A 17,017-nucleotide genomic window follows, 5' to 3' on the forward strand; every position below is an offset into this window, starting at 1 on the left:
TTTACGCTTGCCCGCTTTGCTGCCATACTTCGCTTCTGAATAACTTCCTGGCAGAAGCAGCAACACTGTTCCTTGTCACTGGTTCATGGCTATCCTGTCCGACATCATCCTGTATCCGATCAAATCGTGCGCCGGCATCCATTTGCGCGAGGCCGTCCTGACGCGTTCAGGGCTGATGAGCGAGCACGTGTTCGACCGCGAATGGATGGTGGTGGACGCGCAAGGCCGCTTCCTGACCCAGCGCGAACATCCGCGCATGGCGCTGATCGTGCCGTCCATCAAGGCCACCACGCTGGAATTGCGCGCGCCGGGCATGTTGCGGCTGGAAATCGAGCTGGGCTTGCCGCATCCGCAACTGGCACCGATGCTGGACGTGCAAGTGTGGGACGATAGCGTGCGCGCCTACGATTGCGACGACGTCACGGCCACCTGGTTTTCCAACGCCATCGGCGTGTCGTGCCGCCTGGTGCGCTTTCACCCGGACGTGGTGCGCGCCACCAGCACCAAATGGACGGACGGCGTGGCTGCCGAGACCATGTTTGCCGATGGCTACCCGGTGCTGATCGCCGGTGCCGCTTCGCTCGATGATGTCAACGACAAGCTGCGCGCCGCCGGCCGCGAGGCCTTGCCGATGAACCGTTTCCGCCCCAACCTCGTCATCGGCGAGATCGGCGCCTTCGAGGAAGACTACGCCGACTTCCTGCAATTCGGCGCGACCGTGTTAAAACCCGTCAAGCCGTGCTCGCGCTGCCCGATCCCGTCGGTGGACCAGGCCACGGGCGTGCCCGGACCGGACCCGCTCGACGTCATGCATGGCTATCGCGCCAAGCCCGAGCTCGACGGCGCCATCTGCTTCGGCATGAACGCCATCGTCACCGATGGCGGCGATGAGCGTATCGTGGTGGGGCAGGACATCGGTTTCGAACTGGCATTTTAAGCATGGCGCCCGCACAGAAGGGTTTAAGGTTTCTATGAATCAAGCAATACCGCCGGACCCGCGCATTGCCAGCCTCGAAGCCGAAAACCAGGCCTTGCGGGCGCGCATGGCTTTCCTGCTGGAACAGGTCGAGCGCAACCACGACATCATGTGCCGCCACCAGGCGTTTGACCTGGAAATCGTCAGCGCGTCCACGTTTCCCGAACTGATCGGCACCATCTTCCGCACCTTGCCCGTGATTTCCGACCTCGACGGCGTTACCTTGAGCCTGCTCGACGAGGATGACGATATCGTGCTGGTGATGGAAAAGCTGGGCGTCGATTTCAGCGCCTTCCCGCAGTTGCTGTTCGTGCATGCCGTGGCGGAGCTGGGTTTTGCCGCACCAAAGCCCGTGGCCGAGGGGGAAGCGGCCTTGCCGCCGCTGCCGCTGCTGGGCGCCTTTGATGCGACCGTGCATGGCCCGCGTTTTCCGCAGATCGACGCTCTGCGCAGCGTGGCGCTGGTGCCCTTGCTGCGCAACAAGCGCCTGATTGGCAGCCTGAACCTGGCCAGCAGCGACGTGACGCGCTTTACGCCCGCGCTGGGTACGGATTTCATCAAGCACATGGCGTCCATCATCGCCATTTGCCTGGAAAACGTGATCAGCAATGAAATGCTCAAATACATCGGTTTGACCGATTCCCTGACGGGCGTCTACAACCGCCGCTATATCGACCGCCGCCTGCTGGAAGAAATCGCCCGCGCGCGGCGCCAGAATTATTGCATCTCATGCATGTACATCGACATCGATCATTTCAAATTGGTCAATGACACGCATGGCCACCAGGGCGGCGATGAAGTGCTGCGCGAAGTGGCCACGCGCATCCGCACGGAATTGCGCCGCTCCGATGCGCTGGGCCGCTTCGGCGGCGAGGAATTCGTCGTGCTGCTGATCGACGCCGACCTCGACAGTGCCACGTTCGTGGCCGAACGCATCCGCGCCAGCATCGCCGGCACCATGTTCGACTTGCCGGGCAGCGCGCAAGCGTGGGTCAGCGTGTCGATCGGCGTGGCCAGCCTGGAAGCGGACGCGGCGCTACTCCCCATCGAAACGGTGGCGCAGCAACTGGTGGCGCACGCCGACCAGGCCCTGTACCAGGCCAAGGCCGATGGCCGCAACAAGGTCATCAGCTGGCAGGCGCAGTCAGGTTAATTATTTAAGTAGTAATGTTTCTGCTTTGGCCACGGCGTCGGCCGTGCCGCGCAGCACCACCACGTCGCCGCTGGCCAGTTGCGTCTCGGGGGTTACATCGAGGCGGCCTCGGCCGCGGCGGATGGCCGTGACAAACGCGCCGCAGCCGGCCACGTCGATCGCACTCAAGGGCAAGTCCACGCAGTGCGCGCCTTCGCTGACGGTGACCGTATGCAGGCGTTCCAGCTCGGCATCGTCGCCCGCGTCGCTGGAGCCGTGGAAATAGCCGCGCAGGGACGCATAGCGCTCCTCGCGCGCCGCCTGCACCCGGTGCACCACGCGGCGCAGGGGCACGCCCATCATGATCAGCGCATGCGAAGCGAGCATCAGGCTGCCTTCCATCAATTCCGGAACCACTTCGGCAGCGCCCGCCTTCTTCAATTGGTCGAGGTCGGTATCGTCGTGGCTGCGCACGATGACGGGCAAGGTCGGTGCCATTTCGTTAAGCAAATGCAATAACTTCAGTGCCGAAGGCGTGTTCGCATACGTGATCACCACGGCGCTGGCCCGGTAGATGCCGGCCGCCACCAGGCTTTCGCGCCGTCCCGCGTCGCCATACGAGACATGCGCGCCGGCCAGCTGCGCTTCCTGCACCCGCTCCGGGTCCAGGTCCAGCGCGTGGTATTCGATTTTTTCTTCCGCCAGCAGGGTGGCCAGGCTTTGCCCGCTGCGCCCGAAGCCGGCGATCAGCACGTGCTTTTGCGAGGCCATGGTGCGCGTGGCGATCTTGGTCAGGGCCAGCGACTGCATCATCCAGTCGTTGGCCGCCAGTTTCATGACGATGGCGTCGGACTTGGCGATGAGGAAGGGCGCCACCAGCATCGACAGCACCATCGACGCGAGCACCACCTGCACGACGAACGGGTCCATCAGCTTGATGCCGCCAGCCAGGTTCAGCAGCACGAAGCCGAACTCGCCCGCCTGCGCCAGTCCCAGCCCCGTGCGCAGGGCCACGCCGTTGCTGGACCCGAACAGCCGGGCCAGGCCCGCGATCAGGGCGAATTTCAGCAGCACGGGACCGCACAGCAAGAGCAGCACGAGCCACCAGTTATCGAGCACCACGCGGATATTGAGCAGCATGCCGACGGTGATGAAGAACAGGCCCAGCAGCACGTCCCGGAAGGGCTTGATATCTTCTTCCACCTGGTGCTTGAATTCCGTCTCGGAAATGAGCATGCCGGCAACAAACGCGCCCAGGGCCAGCGACAGCCCGGCCCGCTCCGTGATCCAGGCCGCGCCCAGGGTGATCAGCAGCAGGTTGAGCATGAACAATTCTTGCGAGCGGCGCTTGGCGACGATGGTCAGCCAGCCGCGCACCATCTTCTGGCCGATGAACAGCAGCAAGATCAGCACCACCAGGGCCTTGCCGCCGGCCCAGGCCAGGGTTTCGGCCAGGTTGTCCGAATCGCGCGTGAGGGCGGGAATGAGGATCAGCAGGGGCACGACGGCCAGGTCCTGGAACAGCAAGATGCCGATGATCTTGCGGCCGTGTTCGCTTTCGAGTTCCAGCCGCTCCGTGAGCATTTTCGAGACGATGGCCGTCGACGACATGGCCAGCGCGCCGCCCAGGGCGAACGCGGCTTGCCAGCTCAGGTGGATGTAGGCGGACAGATAGCGCGCGACGAACCAGCCGAAGACGACGGTGGCGATGATGGTGGTGACCACCTGCGCCATGCCAAGGCCGAAGACGATGCGCCGCATGGCGAGGAATTTGGGTAGAGAGAACTCAAGCCCGATGGAAAACATCAGGAAGACGACGCCGAACTCGGCCAGGGTGTGGCTGGCTTCGTTTTCCGCTGCCAGGCCCAACGCGTGGGGACCGATGACGATGCCAACGGCCAGGTAGCCCAGCATGGGCGGCAAATGCAACATTCTGAAAGCGACCACGCCCAGCACGGCGCTGCCGAGTAACATCAGGGTCAGTTCAAGCGAGGAAAACATGGGTTGCCCGGTACGGTCAATGGAAATCGTTGTTTGTTGTGACTGGCAAGTTTTTTGCTTTCCTAATTCGTTTATACTTTGGGCATGAGTGTAACCCATGAAAAAACAATGCTGAAAGCTTTTGATCGAATTGACATGCAAGCGACGACCGAGCGCGCTGTCGCGCTGGCCCGCACCACCTTGCAGATCGAGTCCGACGCCATCGTTGCGCTGCACGCGCGCCTGGCCACGGACGACAGTGTGGGCCGCGCCGTGGCGATGTTGCTGCAATGCAAGGGAAGAGTTGTCGTCTCCGGCATCGGCAAATCCGGCCATATCGCGCGCAAGATTGCCGCCACCCTCGCTTCCACCGGCACGCCGGCCCTGTTCGTGCATCCGGCCGAAGCGGCCCATGGCGACTTGGGCATGGTCACCTCGGACGATGCTTTTATTGCCATATCGTACTCCGGCGAATCGTCGGAACTGATGGCCATCATGCCTGTCGTCAAGCGCATGGGTGGCGTACTGATTTCCATGACGGGTAAACCAAACTCGAGCCTGGCCCAGCTGGCCGATGTGCACCTGGATATTTCTGTTGAGAAAGAAGCCTGTCCGCTGAACCTGGCGCCGACGGCCAGCACCACCGTCACCCTGGCCCTGGGCGACGCGATTGCCGTGGCCTTGCTCGACTTGCGCGGCTTCAAGGAAGAAGATTTCGCCCGCTCGCATCCGGGCGGCGCCCTGGGCCGCCGCCTGCTCACGCACGTGCATGATGTGATGCGCAGCGGCGAACGGGTGCCGCAAGTGCCCGTGGACGCTTCCTTGCTGCAGGCGCTGGAAGAAATGACGAAGAAAGGCATGGGCATGACAGCCGTCGTCGACGCTGACAACCGCCCCGTGGGCGTGTTTACGGATGGCGACTTGCGCCGCATGTTCGAGCGCGTGCAGGATTTCACGCAAGTGGCGATCCGCGACGTCATGCATGCGCAGCCGCGCAGCATCGCGCCCGAACGCCTGGCCGTCGACGCCGTGGCCGTGATGGAGCAGTTCCGCATCAACCAGATGCTGGTCGTCGATGCCGACGGCAAGCTGGTGGGCGCGCTGCATATCCATGATCTGACGCAAGCGAAGGTGATCTGATGGAGAGCGTAGCGCACAACCTGGCGCGCGCGGCCAAGGTCAAACTGATGATCTTTGACGTCGATGGCGTGCTCACCGACGGCAGCCTGCATTTCGGCCCGGACGGCGAGATGATGAAAACGTTTAATGTGTATGATGGCCTGGGCATCAAGCTGCTGCAGGAATCGGGCGTGCAGACGGCCATCATCAGCGCGCGCCGCTCGGCCATCACGGCACGCCGCGCGCAAGACCTGGGCATTACCCATGTGCATCAGGGCGGCCACGACAAGCTGACGCCGTTTCGCGAACTGCTGGCGCTGACGGGCTTGACGGAAGAGCAATGCGGCTATATTGGCGACGATGTCATCGATGCGCCCATCCTGAAACGCGTCGGCTTTGCCGTCAGCGTGCCGGGCGGGCGTCCGGAAGTGCAGGGCCTGGCGCACCATGTGACGCAGGCTGGCGGCGGCCGCGGCGCGGTGCGCGAGATCTGCGAATTCCTGCTGCGCGCCCAGGACAACTATGCGCGCGTCATGGCGCCGTTCCTGGAGTGAGGCGCGCCTTGCCAGTGACATTTGAAAGAGTGAAGCCCTATGCGTAAGCCAGGAGGCGCCCATCGCTGGCGCATGATTTTTACCGTGCTGGGCGCGGTTGTTGTCGCGCTGGCCAGCTTTTGGCTGCTCGAGGTGATGAACAAGAATAGCCAGGACATCACGGCCAGCAAGCATCTGGATGAGCCTGACTATTTCATCACCAATTTCAGCCTGGTGCGCATGGACTTGACGGGTAAGCCCAGCTATATCGTGTCGGGCACCAAGCTCACGCATTATCCGCTGGACGATTCGTCCGATATCGACCAGCCTTTCGTGCGCAAGCTCACGCCAGGCATGCCGCCGATGAACATGAATGCGGAGCTGGCGCATATCGACCAGGACAATACGCGGCTGCAACTGCACCGCAAGGTCGTGATCGACCGCGTGGCCAGTCCGAAGGCGCAGAACCTGACGGTCAAGACGGAAGCGCTGACGGTGTTCCCGGATGAGGAAAGAATGGAAACGGACGTGCCTGTCGATATCCTGACGGGCGCCTCGCGCATCAATGGCGTCGGCATGAAGGCGAATAACGCCACCGGCGTGGTGGAAGTGCAGAATGCGCTGCGCATGGTCCTCCCGCCGAAACCGCGCCCGGCCGCGGCGGCAAAATGACAGAATGAAACAAGGAAACCATACTATGAAGAACATCTTGCTGTTGACCGTATTGTCCCTGGCCATCATGGGCGGGGCGCATGCCGAGAAGGCCGATTCCGAGAAGGAAGCCGTCATCACGGCACGTAGCGGCCACGTCGATGACATCAAGCAGGTGCGCACCCTGACGGGCGACGTCGTGCTGGTCAAGGGTACCCTGACCATGAAGGCGGGCCGGGCCCTGATCACGGAAGACCCGCAAGGCTACCAGTTCATTACCTTCTGGGCCGACCCCGGCAAGCTCGCCACCTTCCGCCAGAAGCGCGATGGCGCGGGCGACCTGTGGGTGGAAGGCGAAGCGGAGCGCGTGGAATACGACAACAAGACGGAAGTGGTGAAACTGTTTTCCAGAGCCAAGCTGACGCGCCTGGAAGGCGCGAAAGTGACCGATGTGGCGAATGGCGCCTTCATCTCGTATGACAGCCGCAAGGAAGAATTCGCGATGGAAAATTCCAACAGCGGCACCAGCACCGCGGATGGCGGCAGCGTGCGCATGGTGATCCAGCCGAAGACCAAGGCGCCGGCAGCGGAGAAAGCGCCGGCCACGCCCGCGCCAGGAAAGAAATAATGGACAATACACGTTGCGGCAGCACCCTGATCGTTCGCGGTCTGCAAAAAACCTATGGCAAGCGGCAAGTCGTGCATGATGTTTCGCTGCAAGTCGAATGCGGCGAAGTGGTGGGTTTGCTGGGCCCGAACGGCGCCGGCAAGACCACATCGTTCTACATGATCGTCGGCCTGGTGCCGTCCGATGGCGGCAGCATCGATATCAGCGGCGTGGACATTTCCAGCCTGCCGATCCACCGCCGCGCGCAGATGGGCCTGTCCTACCTGCCGCAGGAAGCATCCGTCTTCCGCAAGCTGACGGTGGAAGACAATATCCGCGCCGTGCTGGAAATCCAGACCGTCGAAGGCCGTCCGCTGACGAAGGCCGAGATCGAGGAGCGGCTGGATAAATTGCTGGCTGACTTGCAGATTGAAAAGCTGCGCGAGAACCAGGCGCTGTCGCTGTCCGGTGGCGAACGCCGCCGCGTGGAAATTGCCCGTGCGCTGGCCACCGATCCCCGTTTCGTGCTGCTCGACGAGCCGTTCGCCGGCGTCGATCCGATCGCCGTGATCGAGATCCAGCGCATCGTGCGTTTCTTGAAGGAGCGCAATATCGGCGTGCTGATCACCGATCATAATGTGCGCGAGACGCTGGGTATTTGCGACCGTGCCTACATCATCAACCAGGGCTCGGTGCTGGCGTCGGGACGCCCCGACGACATCATCGCGAACGAGTCGGTACGCCGGGTCTATCTGGGCGAACACTTCCGCATGTAAGCCAATGAAACAATCATTGCAGCTGCGCACTTCGCAGCACCTGGCACTGACGCCGCAGTTGCAGCAATCGATACGCCTGTTGCAATTGTCTACCCTGGAATTGCACCAGGAACTCGAGCAATTGCTGACGGATAATCCCTTGCTTGAACGCCTCGACGATCCGCTCGACCGTTCGCTGCGCCTGCTGTCCGACGGGGCCTTGAGTTCCACGGCAGCGCCGGCCGAAGCGCCACCCCAGCCGCCAGGCCAGGACGCGCCCGCCGCGCCGGCCGAAGCGGAAACCTTTGATGGCGAGGCGGGCGACAGCCCGGCCGCCGCCGAGGGCGGCGACAGCGACTGGAGCGAGGCGAGCCGGGGCAAGGCGCCCGACGATGAAGATTCGCGTCCGCAACTGGAGGCCCATCACTGCACCCTGCGCGAGCACCTGATGGAGCAGATGCGCGTGACGGTGCTGGAATTGCGCGATCGCGCGCTGGTCGAGCTGATCATCGACGCGCTCGACGACAATGGCTACCTGGAAGAGTCGCTCGACGACATCCTGGCACGCCTGCCGGAAGAGCTGGAAATCGACGCCGACGAGATGCGCACGGCTTTGTCGCTGCTGCAAAGTTTCGATCCGCCCGGCGTGGGCGCGCGCAATGCGTCCGAATGCCTGGCGCTGCAAATCAAGCGCTTGCCGCACATCGCCATGGTGACGCGGCGCATGGCCCTCGTCATCGTCGAAAAGCACCTGGCCTGGTTTGCCCAGCGCGATTTCAACAAGCTGAAAAAAGCCCTCGATTGCGACGATGAAGACTTGCGCGAGGCGCAGACGGTGATTCGCCAGTGCAATCCGCATCCGGGTGCCGTATTCGCCTCGGACGTGTCCGATTACGTGGTGCCCGACGTCGTCGTCAAGCGCGCGCGCAATGGCTGGCAAGTGACCCTGAACAACGACGTCATGCCGCGCCTGCGTGTCAACGCCATGTACGCCAACTTGCTCAAGCAGGGCAAGGGCGAGGGCGCCATGGGCGCACAGTTGCAGGAAGCCAAGTGGCTGATCAAGAATATGCGCCAGCGCTTCGACACCATCCTGCGCGTGGCACAGGCGATAGTAGAAAGACAAAAGAACTTTTTCTCGCATGGGGCCGTTGCCATGCGCCCCCTTGTGCTCCGTGAAATAGCTGATACACTGGGTTTACACGAGAGTACTATCTCGCGGGTAACAACTCAAAAGTACATGCTGACCCCGCACGGCATGTTCGAGTTGAAATATTTCTTTGGTAGCCACGTCGCCACCGAAGCGGGGGGCGAAGCGTCATCGACGGCGATACGGGCATTGATCGTGCAACTGACAGGAGCAGAAGACCCTAAAAATCCTTTATCCGACAGTAAGATTGCGGACATGCTGGGGGAACAAGGCATGGTGATTGCGCGACGTACTGTTGCCAAATACCGGGAAGCGTTGAAAATTCCGCCAGTGAGCCTGCGTAAGTGTTTGTAAGTTTTTTTCGGTTCCTCTGCGGGCCGGATAGGATGGACCGCACGAACCCGATCATCTTTAGGAGTGTGTATGAATCTCACCATCAGCGGACATCATCTCGAAGTGACACCAGCCATCCGTGAATACGTACAAACGAAGCTGGAGCGCGTGAAACGTCATTTCGATCAAGTCATCGATATCGCCGTGATTCTGACCGTGGATAACCTCAAAGAGAAAGAAAAACGTCAAAAGGCTGAAGTCAACCTGCGTTTGAGTGGCAAGACTGTCTATGTGGAAAGCTTGGCGCACGACCTGTACGCCGCGATCGATACCCTGATCGACAAGCTCGATAGGCAAGTGATGAAATACAAAACCAAAGTGCAAGGGCACGGTAAAGAGGCGATCAAGCATCTGCCAGACAACTCCGAGGAAGAAGCCGTCGTCGCCGTCTAAGGCCACCCGCTTCCAGCAGTTGTGATCAACTAAGGGCGCACATCTTGCGCCCTTTTTTGCGCCTGGACCTGTTGAACGCAATCTTCCCCGCGCAGGCGCTAGAATGTTTGCACTTTCACTTCTTTCCTGCCTGCCATGAGCGACTTCGTCCAGACCTCCATCCGCAACCGCACCGGACACATCGTGCTCGACCGTCCGAAAGCCTTGAATTCCCTGTCGCTGGAGATGGTGCGCGCCCTGAGCGCGGTCCTGCTGGCCTGGCGCGATGATCCGCACGTGGACGCCGTCGTGATCCGTTCCAGCAGCGAAAAAGCCCTGTGCGCCGGCGGCGACATTCGTTTCTTTTACGATGCGGGCCTGGCCACGCCGCAAGGCGGCAGCGCCCTGCTGGAAGATTTCTTTACGGAAGAATACGCGTTAAATCATGTGATCCATTTCTATCCGAAACCGTATATCGCCGTGATGGATGGCGTGGTGATGGGCGGCGGCATGGGTGTGGCGCAAGCCGGGCCCGGCAATCGCCTGCGCATCGTGACGGGCCGCACGCGCATGGCCATGCCGGAAGTCAATATCGGCCTGTTCCCTGACGTGGGCGGCAGTTATTTCCTGTCCCGCCTGGCCGGCCAGCTGGGCCTGTATCTGGGCTTGACGGGCCTGACGATCAACGCGGCCGATGCCCTGTACACGGGCCTGGCCGATGTCTACCTGCCCGAGGCGCAGATGGGGGCGCTGCTGGCCCTGTTCGACTCGACGCCGGGCGAGGCCTTGCCGGTAGCCATCAAGGCGCTGGCGGCACCGTTCCAGGCCGAGGCGGGGGTATCGTCCCTGTCCACGGCGCGTGCGGCGCTGGACCGTCATTTCAGTGCGGGTTCGGTGGCGACCATCATGGCCTCGCTGGCGCAGGACGACTGTGCGTTCGCCGCCAGGGCGCTGGCGGCCATGCGTTTGCGTTCGCCCTTGATGATGTCGGTCACCCTGGAATTGCTGCAGCGGGGCGCTCACCTGGGCGTGGCCGATTGCCTGCGCCTGGAGCGCACGGTGGTGCGCCATAATTTCGAGCATGGCGAAGTGCTCGAAGGCGTGCGTGCGCTGGTGGTCGACAAGGACAATGCGCCCCGCTGGAATCCTGCCAGCCTGGACGACGTCGACACGGCCATGGTGGCGCGCTTCTTTGTCCCCGTCTGGCCGGCGCAAGCGCATCCGCTGCGCCACCTCGACTAATCAAGCGCGCTCGCGATGGCGCAGCACGACTCTTTCGTTCGGGCCGAAATACTGCGCCAGCCGTTCCGCCATGTACACGGAGCGGTGCTGGCCGCCCGTGCAACCCAGGGCCACCGTCAGGTAGCTGCGGTTGTCGGACTTGAATGACGGCAACCATTTCTCGATGAAGGTGCGGATATCGGCCAGCAGTTCCAGCGCGCTCGGCTGCGCATCGAGGAAGGCGATCACGGGCGCGTCGCGTCCGTCGAGGGGACGCAGGGCCAGGTCGTAATAGGGATTTGGCAAGGCCCGCACGTCGAAGACGAAATCGGCGTCCAGCGGCACGCCCAGCTTGAAGGCGAACGATTCGAAGAACAGGGTCAGCGGCGCGCGCTCGGAGGCGACGATATCCTTGATCCAGGCACGCAATTTGTTGGCGCTCAGCTCCGACGTATCGATCACATGGCCCAGCTGTTCGATGGCCGACAGGCGTTCGCGTTCTTCCGAGATGCACTCGATCAGTGTGCGGCGGCTGGCCGGATTCTGGTTCGGACGCAATTCATGCGACAGCGGATGGCTGCGCCGCGTTTCCGAGAAGCGCGCCACCAGCGAATGCGTGGTGGCCGTCAGGAACATGACCTTGACGTCGTGCCCCTGGTCGCGCAGCAGGGCCACATTGTGCGGCAGGCTGGTCAGCGACTCGGCGCTGCGCGCATCGACGGCGACGGCCAGTTGCGGTGTACCTTCGTCGAGCAGGGTTTGCACCAGGCTGGGCAGCAAGGCCGGTGGCAGGTTGTCGACACAATAGTAACCGGTATCTTCCAGCACATTGAGCGCGACGGATTTACCGGAGCCGGATATTCCGGTGATAAGGACGATATGCATACGCCGATCATACAATAAAGATCGGCGCTCTGCTCCCAAGGCAATTATCTTTACAAATTATTGCAATTATTGTTCGAGCATTGCTTGTATTTAATTGTTGCCATTGGCGTCAATGTGGGGTCAGACCCGTCGGGTCGGACCCCGGTAATTAATCGCCACTCATGGCGAGTCGTTGCCGCTCCATGAACTCCTGCAAGGTATCGATGCCGCGCAGTTGCAAAATCGTATTGCGCACGGCCGCTTCCAGCAGCACGGCGATGTTGCGGCCGGCGGCGACGGGGATGACGACCTTGCGCACGGGCAAACCCAGCACGTCTTCCGTGGGGAACAGGAAGGGCAGGCGCTCGACTTCTTCTTCCAGCGCGTTGCGGCGTACCAGGTGCACGATCAGCTTCAGGCGCATCTTGCGGCGCACGGCCGTTTCGCCAAAGATGGCCTTGATGTCGAGTAAACCCAGTCCCCGCACTTCCAGCAGGTTTTGCAGCAGCGGCGGGCAGCGTCCTTCGATCATGTTGGGCGCGATGCGCGAGAATTCGACGGCGTCATCGGCCACCAGGCCGTGGCTGCGCGAGATCAGTTCCAGGCCCAGCTCGCTCTTGCCCAGGCCCGAATCGCCCGTGATCAGCACGCCCACGCCCAGCACGTCCATGAACACGCCATGCATGATGATGCGTTGCGCCAGTTTTTTCGACAGATAGACGCGCAGGAAGTCGATCACTTGCGCGGCCGGCAGCGGGGTGGAGAACAGGGGAATGTTTTGCTCGTCGCAGATGGCGAGGATGTCGGGCGGCGTTTCCAGCCCCTGCGCGATGATCAGCGCGGGCGGACCGCCGGCGATCAGCTCGCCAATCACGTGGGTGCGCGTGTTGACCTTCAGGCGCTGGTAGTAATTGATTTCCTGGTGGCCAAAGACCTGGATGCGGCCCGGATGGATCAGGTTCAAGTGGCCCACCTGGTCGGCGGCCGACGAGACGTCGCCCGAAATCAGGCGCTCGCCGCCGGGGAAGCCGGCGAACCAGCCCAGTTGCAGACTTTCACGATTATCGTCGTACAGGCGTTGTATCGTCAGCGGCGTTTGCAACATGGCAGTCTTCTTCAGGAGTGGAGGAATACCTGAAGTTTAACCCGCCGCTTGCAGGCTGGGTTGCCAATTGACGATGCGCGAATGCACGGATTTCGGTTCCGGATCCGTGGCCAGCGCCGTGCGGAAGGCATCGTCGGAAAACATTTCCGCGATTTCCGACAGGATTTCCAGATGTTGCTGGGTGACATGATCGGGAATCAGCAGGAAAAACAGCAGATTGACGGGCTTGCCATCGGGCGACTCGAACGGAATCGGCTCGGCCAGGCGCACGAAGGCACCCAGCGGCGATTTCAAGGTTTTGCTGCCCTTGACTCTGCCATGCGGCACGGCCACGCCATGGCCCAGGCCAGTCGAGCCCAGGCGTTCGCGGGCAAACAGATTGTCCGAGACGGTAGAGCGGGCGATGCCGTAATTGTTTTCGAAGATCAGGCCGGCTTGCTCGAAGGCGCGCTTTTTACTGGAGACTTCCAGGTCCAGCAGGACGTTTTCGAGGGATAATATTTTGCTAAGATTAGTCATGACACTCAATGAAATGGTGCAATGCGCAGAGGGCTTGCGAGCCGAATTATAGGCCTGTTTCGGCGGCCTGTAACGCCAATTCTCAACAGTATACGCCCGCTGCGGGCGCAGTGGGCGCTACAGCCCGCGTAGCCATCATTTTAGCAAAAAAATAACATCGGCGTGTATCGGCTATTTCCTGATTAAAAACACGCGGTGCGCCGGTTTTTCCGCCGCCGAATGCCGATTTTCCGATTTTTCAGCGTCTTTGACATGCTCTGCGGTACTACTGCAACGTTGTTTTAAAACACAGCCAACATTCCTGTTGGCATGGTTTTGTGGTGTTGCGCGGTGTTACCCAATGTTACTGGCGCGCATTGCGCAGATTGCCCGGCATCGCTCCTGTGCTGAAATTGCTGCGCCAGGGATTGATATCGAGCCCGCCGCGGCGCGTATAGCGCGCATACACGGACAGTTTTTGCGGCTTGCACTGACGCAAGATATCGACAAAGATGCGCTCCACGCATTGCTCGTGGAATTCGTTATGCTCGCGGAAACCGATCAGGTAGCGCAACAGGCTTTCCTGGTCGATCTGCGGTCCCGCATATTCGATCTGCACGCTGCCCCAGTCGGGCTGGCCCGTCACCAGGCAATTCGATTTGAGCAGGTGCGAAACGAGTTTCTCTTCCACGGGCGCTTCATCGAGCGCCGCCTTCAAGAGCTGCGGCGAGGGCGTGTATTGCGTGATTTCCAGGTCCAGGCGGTCCAGCAGCACGCCGTCGAATTCGCCCATTTTCAGCTTGCCGAAATCGTCCTGCAAGGTCAGTTCCACTTGCACGGGCGCGCCGAAGCCGTTCGATAAATCCTGCTTGAGCAGGGCCAGCAGCGCATCTGCGCTGTCCAGCTTGGTCTGGTTGAACGAGTTCAGATACAGCTTGAACGATTTCGATTCGATGATGTTGGGCGAATCGGCCGGCGCGCTGACCTTGGCAATGGCCACCTGCGGCTTGCCGCGCTGGTTCAGCCACGACAGTTCATACGCATTCCAGATATCGAGGCCGAAAAACGGCAATGTGCCGTGCAATTTCAGCTCGTCGCGCTTGCCCTGGCGTGGAATCGGAAACAGCAGTTCCGGCGCGTAATCGGTGCGGTAGGCGGAGCTTTTGCCCAGGGGAGACAGTTCGGCGAGGTCGTTGGTGGTGGTCATGGTCGTGTGGCGTGAATTCAGTCAAGCACGCATGGTAGCCTATTTCACCCCAGTGCAATACCGGGGTGAATTCGCTATTTAGCCCAAGAACAGTTTGTAGACGGGATTGCTGCTCTCATCCCAGTAACGGTAGCCCAGGGTATCGAGGAAGCGGGCGAATTCTCCCATCTCGTCGGGCGGCACTTGCAGGCCGATCAGGATGCGGCCCACGTCGCCGCCCTGGCTGCGGTAATGACAAAGTGAAATATTCCAGTTCGGCGCCATGCTGTCGAGGAAGCGCATCAGCGCACCCGGGCGCTCGGGGAATTCAAAGCGGTACAGCAGCTCGTCCTGCGCCAGCCGGCTCTTGCCGCCCACCAGGTGGCGGATATGCGACTTGGCCAGTTCGTCGTGGGTCAGGTCCAGGGTCTTGAATTCGTGTTCCTCGAAGGTCTTGGCCAGGACGCTCGACTCATGCCGGTCGGCAATTTGAATGCCGACGAACACGTGCGCGGCTTTTTCATCGCTGATGCGATAGTTAAATTCCGTCACGTTGCGCGCGCCGATGAGCGAGCAGAAGCGCTTGAAGCTGCCCCGTTGTTCGCGCATGGTGACGGCAAACACGGCTTCGCGGAACTCGCCCAGTTCGGCCCGCTCGGCGACGAAGCGCAAACGGTCGAAATTCATGTTCGCGCCGCTGGCGATGGTGACCAGGGTTTCATTGTTGACAGGATGCTTGGTCAGGCTGGCCCGTTCCACATAGGCTTTGGCGCCGGCGATGGCCAGGGCGCCGGATGGTTCCAGGATGGAGCGCGTATCCGTAAACACATCCTTGATGGCGGCGCAGATGGCATCCGTGTCGACCGTGATGATTTCATCGACATATGCCTGCACCAGGCGGAAGGTTTCTTCGCCGGCCAGGCGCACGGCCGTGCCGTCTGCAAACAGGCCCACGTCGTTCAGGGTCACGCGCTCGCCCGCTTTCAGCGAGCGGGCCATGGCGTTCGAATCGACGCTTTGCACGCCGATGATCTTGATGTCGGGGCGAATCTGTTTCACGTAGGCGGCAATGCCGGCGATCAAGCCGCCGCCGCCGATGGGAGCGAAGATGGCGTGGATGGGGCCGGCGTGCTGGCGCAGGATTTCCATGCCGATCGTGCCCTGGCCGGCGATCACGTCCGGGTCGTCGAACGGGTGCACGAAGGTCAGCTTCTGTTCCTTTTCCAGGGTCAGCGCATGGTTGTAGGCATCCGTGTAGGACTCGCCGTGCAGTACCACTTCCACGTTCACGCCGCCGCGTCCCTTGACCGCCTCGACTTTCACCAGCGGCGTGGTGGTCGGCATGACGATGACGGCACGGCAACCCATGCGTGCGGCCGACAGAGCCACGCCCTGGGCATGGTTGCCGGCCGAGGCGCAAATCACGCCGCGCTTGCGTTCCGCTTCGCTCAGCTTGGACATCTTGTTATAGGCGCCACGAATCTTGAAACTGAACACGCTTTGCATGTCTTCGCGCTTGAAGTAAATCTGGTTGTTCAGGCGCTGCGACAGGGCAGGGGCCAGTTCCAGCGGCGTTTCGGTAGCGACGTCATAGACGCGGGCGGTCAGGATTTTCTTGAGGTAGTCGATGTTCATAGTCTGCAAGCAAGTGATTCTGGGCCAGAAAGGGTCTGGAGCGTGTCGGGCGATAGCGGCGGCGCCGCGGCGGATAGCCTGGCGACAATAATGCTCTGTGGAACTACGGGCGGGTATGCCTTTGCCTGCCAGCGCGGATTGTGCGGCGCGCAAGCTGCTCTTCATTATAATGGAGAGCCTTACTGCATCGCGAAGTGTTCCATGATCGAATCCGCAATCGCCTGGCTGCTGCAACTGATCGCAGCACCGGAAGTCGGGCTGACCTCGGTCTTTCTGATCAGCTTTATTTCCGCCACCCTGTTGCCGCTCGGCTCGGAACCGGCCGTGTTTGCCGTCATCAAGGCCAATCCCGCGCTGTTCTGGGCCGCCATCGGCGTCGCCACCTTGGGCAACACTCTGGGCGGCATCGTCGACTACTGGATGGGCTACCGGGCCAAGCAGGCGTTCGCCAAGGAGCGCGACACGCGCTGGTTCCGCTGGCTGGCCCGCTATGGCGCCAAGACCATGCTGCTGGCCTGGCTGCCCATCGTGGGCGACCCGCTGTGCACCTTGGCCGGCTGGCTCAAGCTGCCGTTCTGGCCCAGCGTGGCCTACATGGCCGTCGGCAAGTGCGCGCGCTACCTGACCATGACGGGCTTGCTGCTCTACGTACCCGATGGCGTATGGCACCGGATCGGCCAGATGCTGGTCTGAATGGGACTGGCTGCAACGCCCGTTTGCCCTATTTTTGGGCAGTTCGATAGTTTGCAGCAGACTCTGATTCTTGGCATTTTTGCGTCGAAAAATCATCAAGACTGGTTTTTTATTCATGCAAAATAGGGCTTTTCCGTATTTGCTATG

The 17,017-nt window shown here is 61.3% G+C and carries 17 protein-coding genes; 11 read left to right on the forward strand and 6 right to left on the reverse strand.

Going from position 1 to position 17,017, the window contains the following annotated elements:
- Window positions 1-85 precede the first annotated feature (85 nt).
- Both SJI03_RS07670 and SJI03_RS07675 read left to right on the forward strand, forming a co-directional pair.
- The gene (locus SJI03_RS07670) at window positions 86-937 is read left to right on the forward strand and encodes an MOSC domain-containing protein (RefSeq protein WP_322426723.1); all 852 of its coding nucleotides are present in this window, start codon (window positions 86-88) and stop codon (window positions 935-937) included.
- A 34-nt stretch (window positions 938-971) separates the two neighbouring features.
- Window positions 972-2,129 carry a sensor domain-containing diguanylate cyclase gene (locus SJI03_RS07675; RefSeq protein ID WP_322426724.1) on the forward strand — a complete coding sequence of 386 codons (1,158 nt, stop codon included), beginning with the start codon at window positions 972-974 and terminating at the stop codon, window positions 2,127-2,129.
- Here the strand turns inward: SJI03_RS07675 and SJI03_RS07680 are convergent, their stop codons facing one another.
- A complete protein-coding gene (locus SJI03_RS07680; protein WP_099378485.1) occupies window positions 2,130-4,109 on the reverse strand; it encodes a monovalent cation:proton antiporter family protein in 1,980 nt (659 codons plus the stop codon).
- Between the two features lie 84 nt (window positions 4,110-4,193).
- Between SJI03_RS07680 and SJI03_RS07685 the strand changes: the two genes are divergently transcribed.
- The 8 genes from SJI03_RS07685 (at window position 4,194) to SJI03_RS07720 (ending at window position 10,910) form a co-directional block, all read left to right on the forward strand.
- Window positions 4,194-5,228, forward strand: coding sequence for a KpsF/GutQ family sugar-phosphate isomerase (locus SJI03_RS07685; protein WP_416208732.1), 1,035 nt, complete (start codon window positions 4,194-4,196; stop codon window positions 5,226-5,228).
- Entirely contained in the window at window positions 5,228-5,761 is a 534-nt protein-coding gene (locus tag SJI03_RS07690) for a KdsC family phosphatase (RefSeq protein WP_322426726.1), read from the forward strand. The genes SJI03_RS07685 and SJI03_RS07690 overlap by 1 nt, the downstream gene beginning before the upstream one ends.
- Window positions 5,762-5,800: 39 nt before the next feature.
- Window positions 5,801-6,412: an LPS export ABC transporter periplasmic protein LptC gene (gene lptC, locus SJI03_RS07695; protein WP_233516169.1), complete on the forward strand. Its 612-nt coding sequence runs from the start codon at window positions 5,801-5,803 to the stop codon at window positions 6,410-6,412.
- Between the two features lie 25 nt (window positions 6,413-6,437).
- A complete protein-coding gene (gene lptA, locus SJI03_RS07700) occupies window positions 6,438-7,019 on the forward strand; it encodes a lipopolysaccharide transport periplasmic protein LptA (RefSeq protein ID WP_099378488.1) in 582 nt (193 codons plus the stop codon).
- The gene (gene lptB / locus SJI03_RS07705) at window positions 7,019-7,774 is read left to right on the forward strand and encodes an LPS export ABC transporter ATP-binding protein (RefSeq protein ID WP_099378489.1); all 756 of its coding nucleotides are present in this window, start codon (window positions 7,019-7,021) and stop codon (window positions 7,772-7,774) included. Before lptA ends, lptB begins: the two co-directional genes overlap by 1 nt.
- 4 nt (window positions 7,775-7,778) lie before the next feature.
- Complete coding sequence (locus tag SJI03_RS07710; protein ID WP_322426727.1) at window positions 7,779-9,257, forward strand: RNA polymerase factor sigma-54; 1,479 nt, start codon at window positions 7,779-7,781, stop codon at window positions 9,255-9,257.
- Window positions 9,258-9,326: 69 nt separating this feature from the next.
- Window positions 9,327-9,689, forward strand: coding sequence for a ribosome hibernation-promoting factor, HPF/YfiA family (gene hpf, locus SJI03_RS07715; RefSeq protein ID WP_034778388.1), 363 nt, complete (start codon window positions 9,327-9,329; stop codon window positions 9,687-9,689).
- A gap of 135 nt (window positions 9,690-9,824) precedes the next feature.
- Window positions 9,825-10,910 (forward strand): 3-hydroxyisobutyryl-CoA hydrolase, encoded by a 1,086-nt coding sequence (locus SJI03_RS07720; RefSeq protein ID WP_322426728.1) that lies wholly within the window; start codon window positions 9,825-9,827, stop codon window positions 10,908-10,910.
- Here the strand turns inward: SJI03_RS07720 and rapZ are convergent, their stop codons facing one another.
- The 5 genes from rapZ to ilvA form a co-directional block, all read right to left on the reverse strand.
- On the reverse strand, window positions 10,911-11,774 hold the full coding sequence (gene rapZ, locus SJI03_RS07725) for an RNase adapter RapZ (RefSeq protein WP_099378492.1): 864 nt from the start codon (window positions 11,772-11,774) through the stop codon (window positions 10,911-10,913). It lies immediately after the preceding gene.
- A 148-nt stretch (window positions 11,775-11,922) separates the two neighbouring features.
- On the reverse strand, window positions 11,923-12,858 hold the full coding sequence (gene hprK, locus SJI03_RS07730) for an HPr(Ser) kinase/phosphatase (RefSeq protein ID WP_034753337.1): 936 nt from the start codon (window positions 12,856-12,858) through the stop codon (window positions 11,923-11,925).
- A 36-nt stretch (window positions 12,859-12,894) separates the two neighbouring features.
- Window positions 12,895-13,377 (reverse strand): PTS sugar transporter subunit IIA, encoded by a 483-nt coding sequence (locus SJI03_RS07735; protein WP_034753339.1) that lies wholly within the window; start codon window positions 13,375-13,377, stop codon window positions 12,895-12,897.
- 343 nt (window positions 13,378-13,720) lie between these two features.
- Window positions 13,721-14,563: an NADPH-dependent 7-cyano-7-deazaguanine reductase QueF gene (gene queF, locus SJI03_RS07740; protein ID WP_322426729.1), complete on the reverse strand. Its 843-nt coding sequence runs from the start codon at window positions 14,561-14,563 to the stop codon at window positions 13,721-13,723.
- Window positions 14,564-14,641: 78 nt separating this feature from the next.
- Window positions 14,642-16,177 carry a threonine ammonia-lyase, biosynthetic gene (gene ilvA, locus SJI03_RS07745; protein ID WP_034753344.1) on the reverse strand — a complete coding sequence of 512 codons (1,536 nt, stop codon included), beginning with the start codon at window positions 16,175-16,177 and terminating at the stop codon, window positions 14,642-14,644.
- Window positions 16,178-16,378: 201 nt separating this feature from the next.
- Between ilvA and SJI03_RS07750 the strand changes: the two genes are divergently transcribed.
- The gene (locus SJI03_RS07750; RefSeq protein WP_099378494.1) at window positions 16,379-16,870 is read left to right on the forward strand and encodes a YqaA family protein; all 492 of its coding nucleotides are present in this window, start codon (window positions 16,379-16,381) and stop codon (window positions 16,868-16,870) included.
- Window positions 16,871-17,017 lie beyond the last annotated feature (147 nt).

The sequence above is a fragment of the Janthinobacterium sp. GMG1 genome (assembly GCF_034427795.1).
Lineage (GTDB): Bacteria > Pseudomonadota > Gammaproteobacteria > Burkholderiales > Burkholderiaceae_D > Janthinobacterium.

Excerpts from the sequence above, each read along its gene's own strand:
- SJI03_RS07670 (WP_322426723.1), top strand. The coding sequence starts at position 86 with ATGGCTATCCTGTCCGACATCATCCTGTATCCGATCAAATCGTGCGCC.
- SJI03_RS07675 (WP_322426724.1), top strand. The coding sequence starts at position 972 with ATGAATCAAGCAATACCGCCGGACCCGCGCATTGCCAGCCTCGAAGCC.
- SJI03_RS07680 (WP_099378485.1), bottom strand. The coding sequence starts at position 4,109 with ATGTTTTCCTCGCTTGAACTGACCCTGATGTTACTCGGCAGCGCCGTG.
- SJI03_RS07685 (WP_416208732.1), top strand. The coding sequence starts at position 4,194 with ATGAGTGTAACCCATGAAAAAACAATGCTGAAAGCTTTTGATCGAATT.
- SJI03_RS07690 (WP_322426726.1), top strand. The coding sequence starts at position 5,228 with ATGGAGAGCGTAGCGCACAACCTGGCGCGCGCGGCCAAGGTCAAACTG.
- lptC (WP_233516169.1), top strand. The coding sequence starts at position 5,801 with ATGCGTAAGCCAGGAGGCGCCCATCGCTGGCGCATGATTTTTACCGTG.
- lptA (WP_099378488.1), top strand. The coding sequence starts at position 6,438 with ATGAAGAACATCTTGCTGTTGACCGTATTGTCCCTGGCCATCATGGGC.
- lptB (WP_099378489.1), top strand. The coding sequence starts at position 7,019 with ATGGACAATACACGTTGCGGCAGCACCCTGATCGTTCGCGGTCTGCAA.
- SJI03_RS07710 (WP_322426727.1), top strand. The coding sequence starts at position 7,779 with ATGAAACAATCATTGCAGCTGCGCACTTCGCAGCACCTGGCACTGACG.
- hpf (WP_034778388.1), top strand. The coding sequence starts at position 9,327 with ATGAATCTCACCATCAGCGGACATCATCTCGAAGTGACACCAGCCATC.
- SJI03_RS07720 (WP_322426728.1), top strand. The coding sequence starts at position 9,825 with ATGAGCGACTTCGTCCAGACCTCCATCCGCAACCGCACCGGACACATC.
- rapZ (WP_099378492.1), bottom strand. The coding sequence starts at position 11,774 with ATGCATATCGTCCTTATCACCGGAATATCCGGCTCCGGTAAATCCGTC.
- hprK (WP_034753337.1), bottom strand. The coding sequence starts at position 12,858 with ATGTTGCAAACGCCGCTGACGATACAACGCCTGTACGACGATAATCGT.
- SJI03_RS07735 (WP_034753339.1), bottom strand. The coding sequence starts at position 13,377 with ATGACTAATCTTAGCAAAATATTATCCCTCGAAAACGTCCTGCTGGAC.
- queF (WP_322426729.1), bottom strand. The coding sequence starts at position 14,563 with ATGACCACCACCAACGACCTCGCCGAACTGTCTCCCCTGGGCAAAAGC.
- ilvA (WP_034753344.1), bottom strand. The coding sequence starts at position 16,177 with ATGAACATCGACTACCTCAAGAAAATCCTGACCGCCCGCGTCTATGAC.
- SJI03_RS07750 (WP_099378494.1), top strand. The coding sequence starts at position 16,379 with ATGATCGAATCCGCAATCGCCTGGCTGCTGCAACTGATCGCAGCACCG.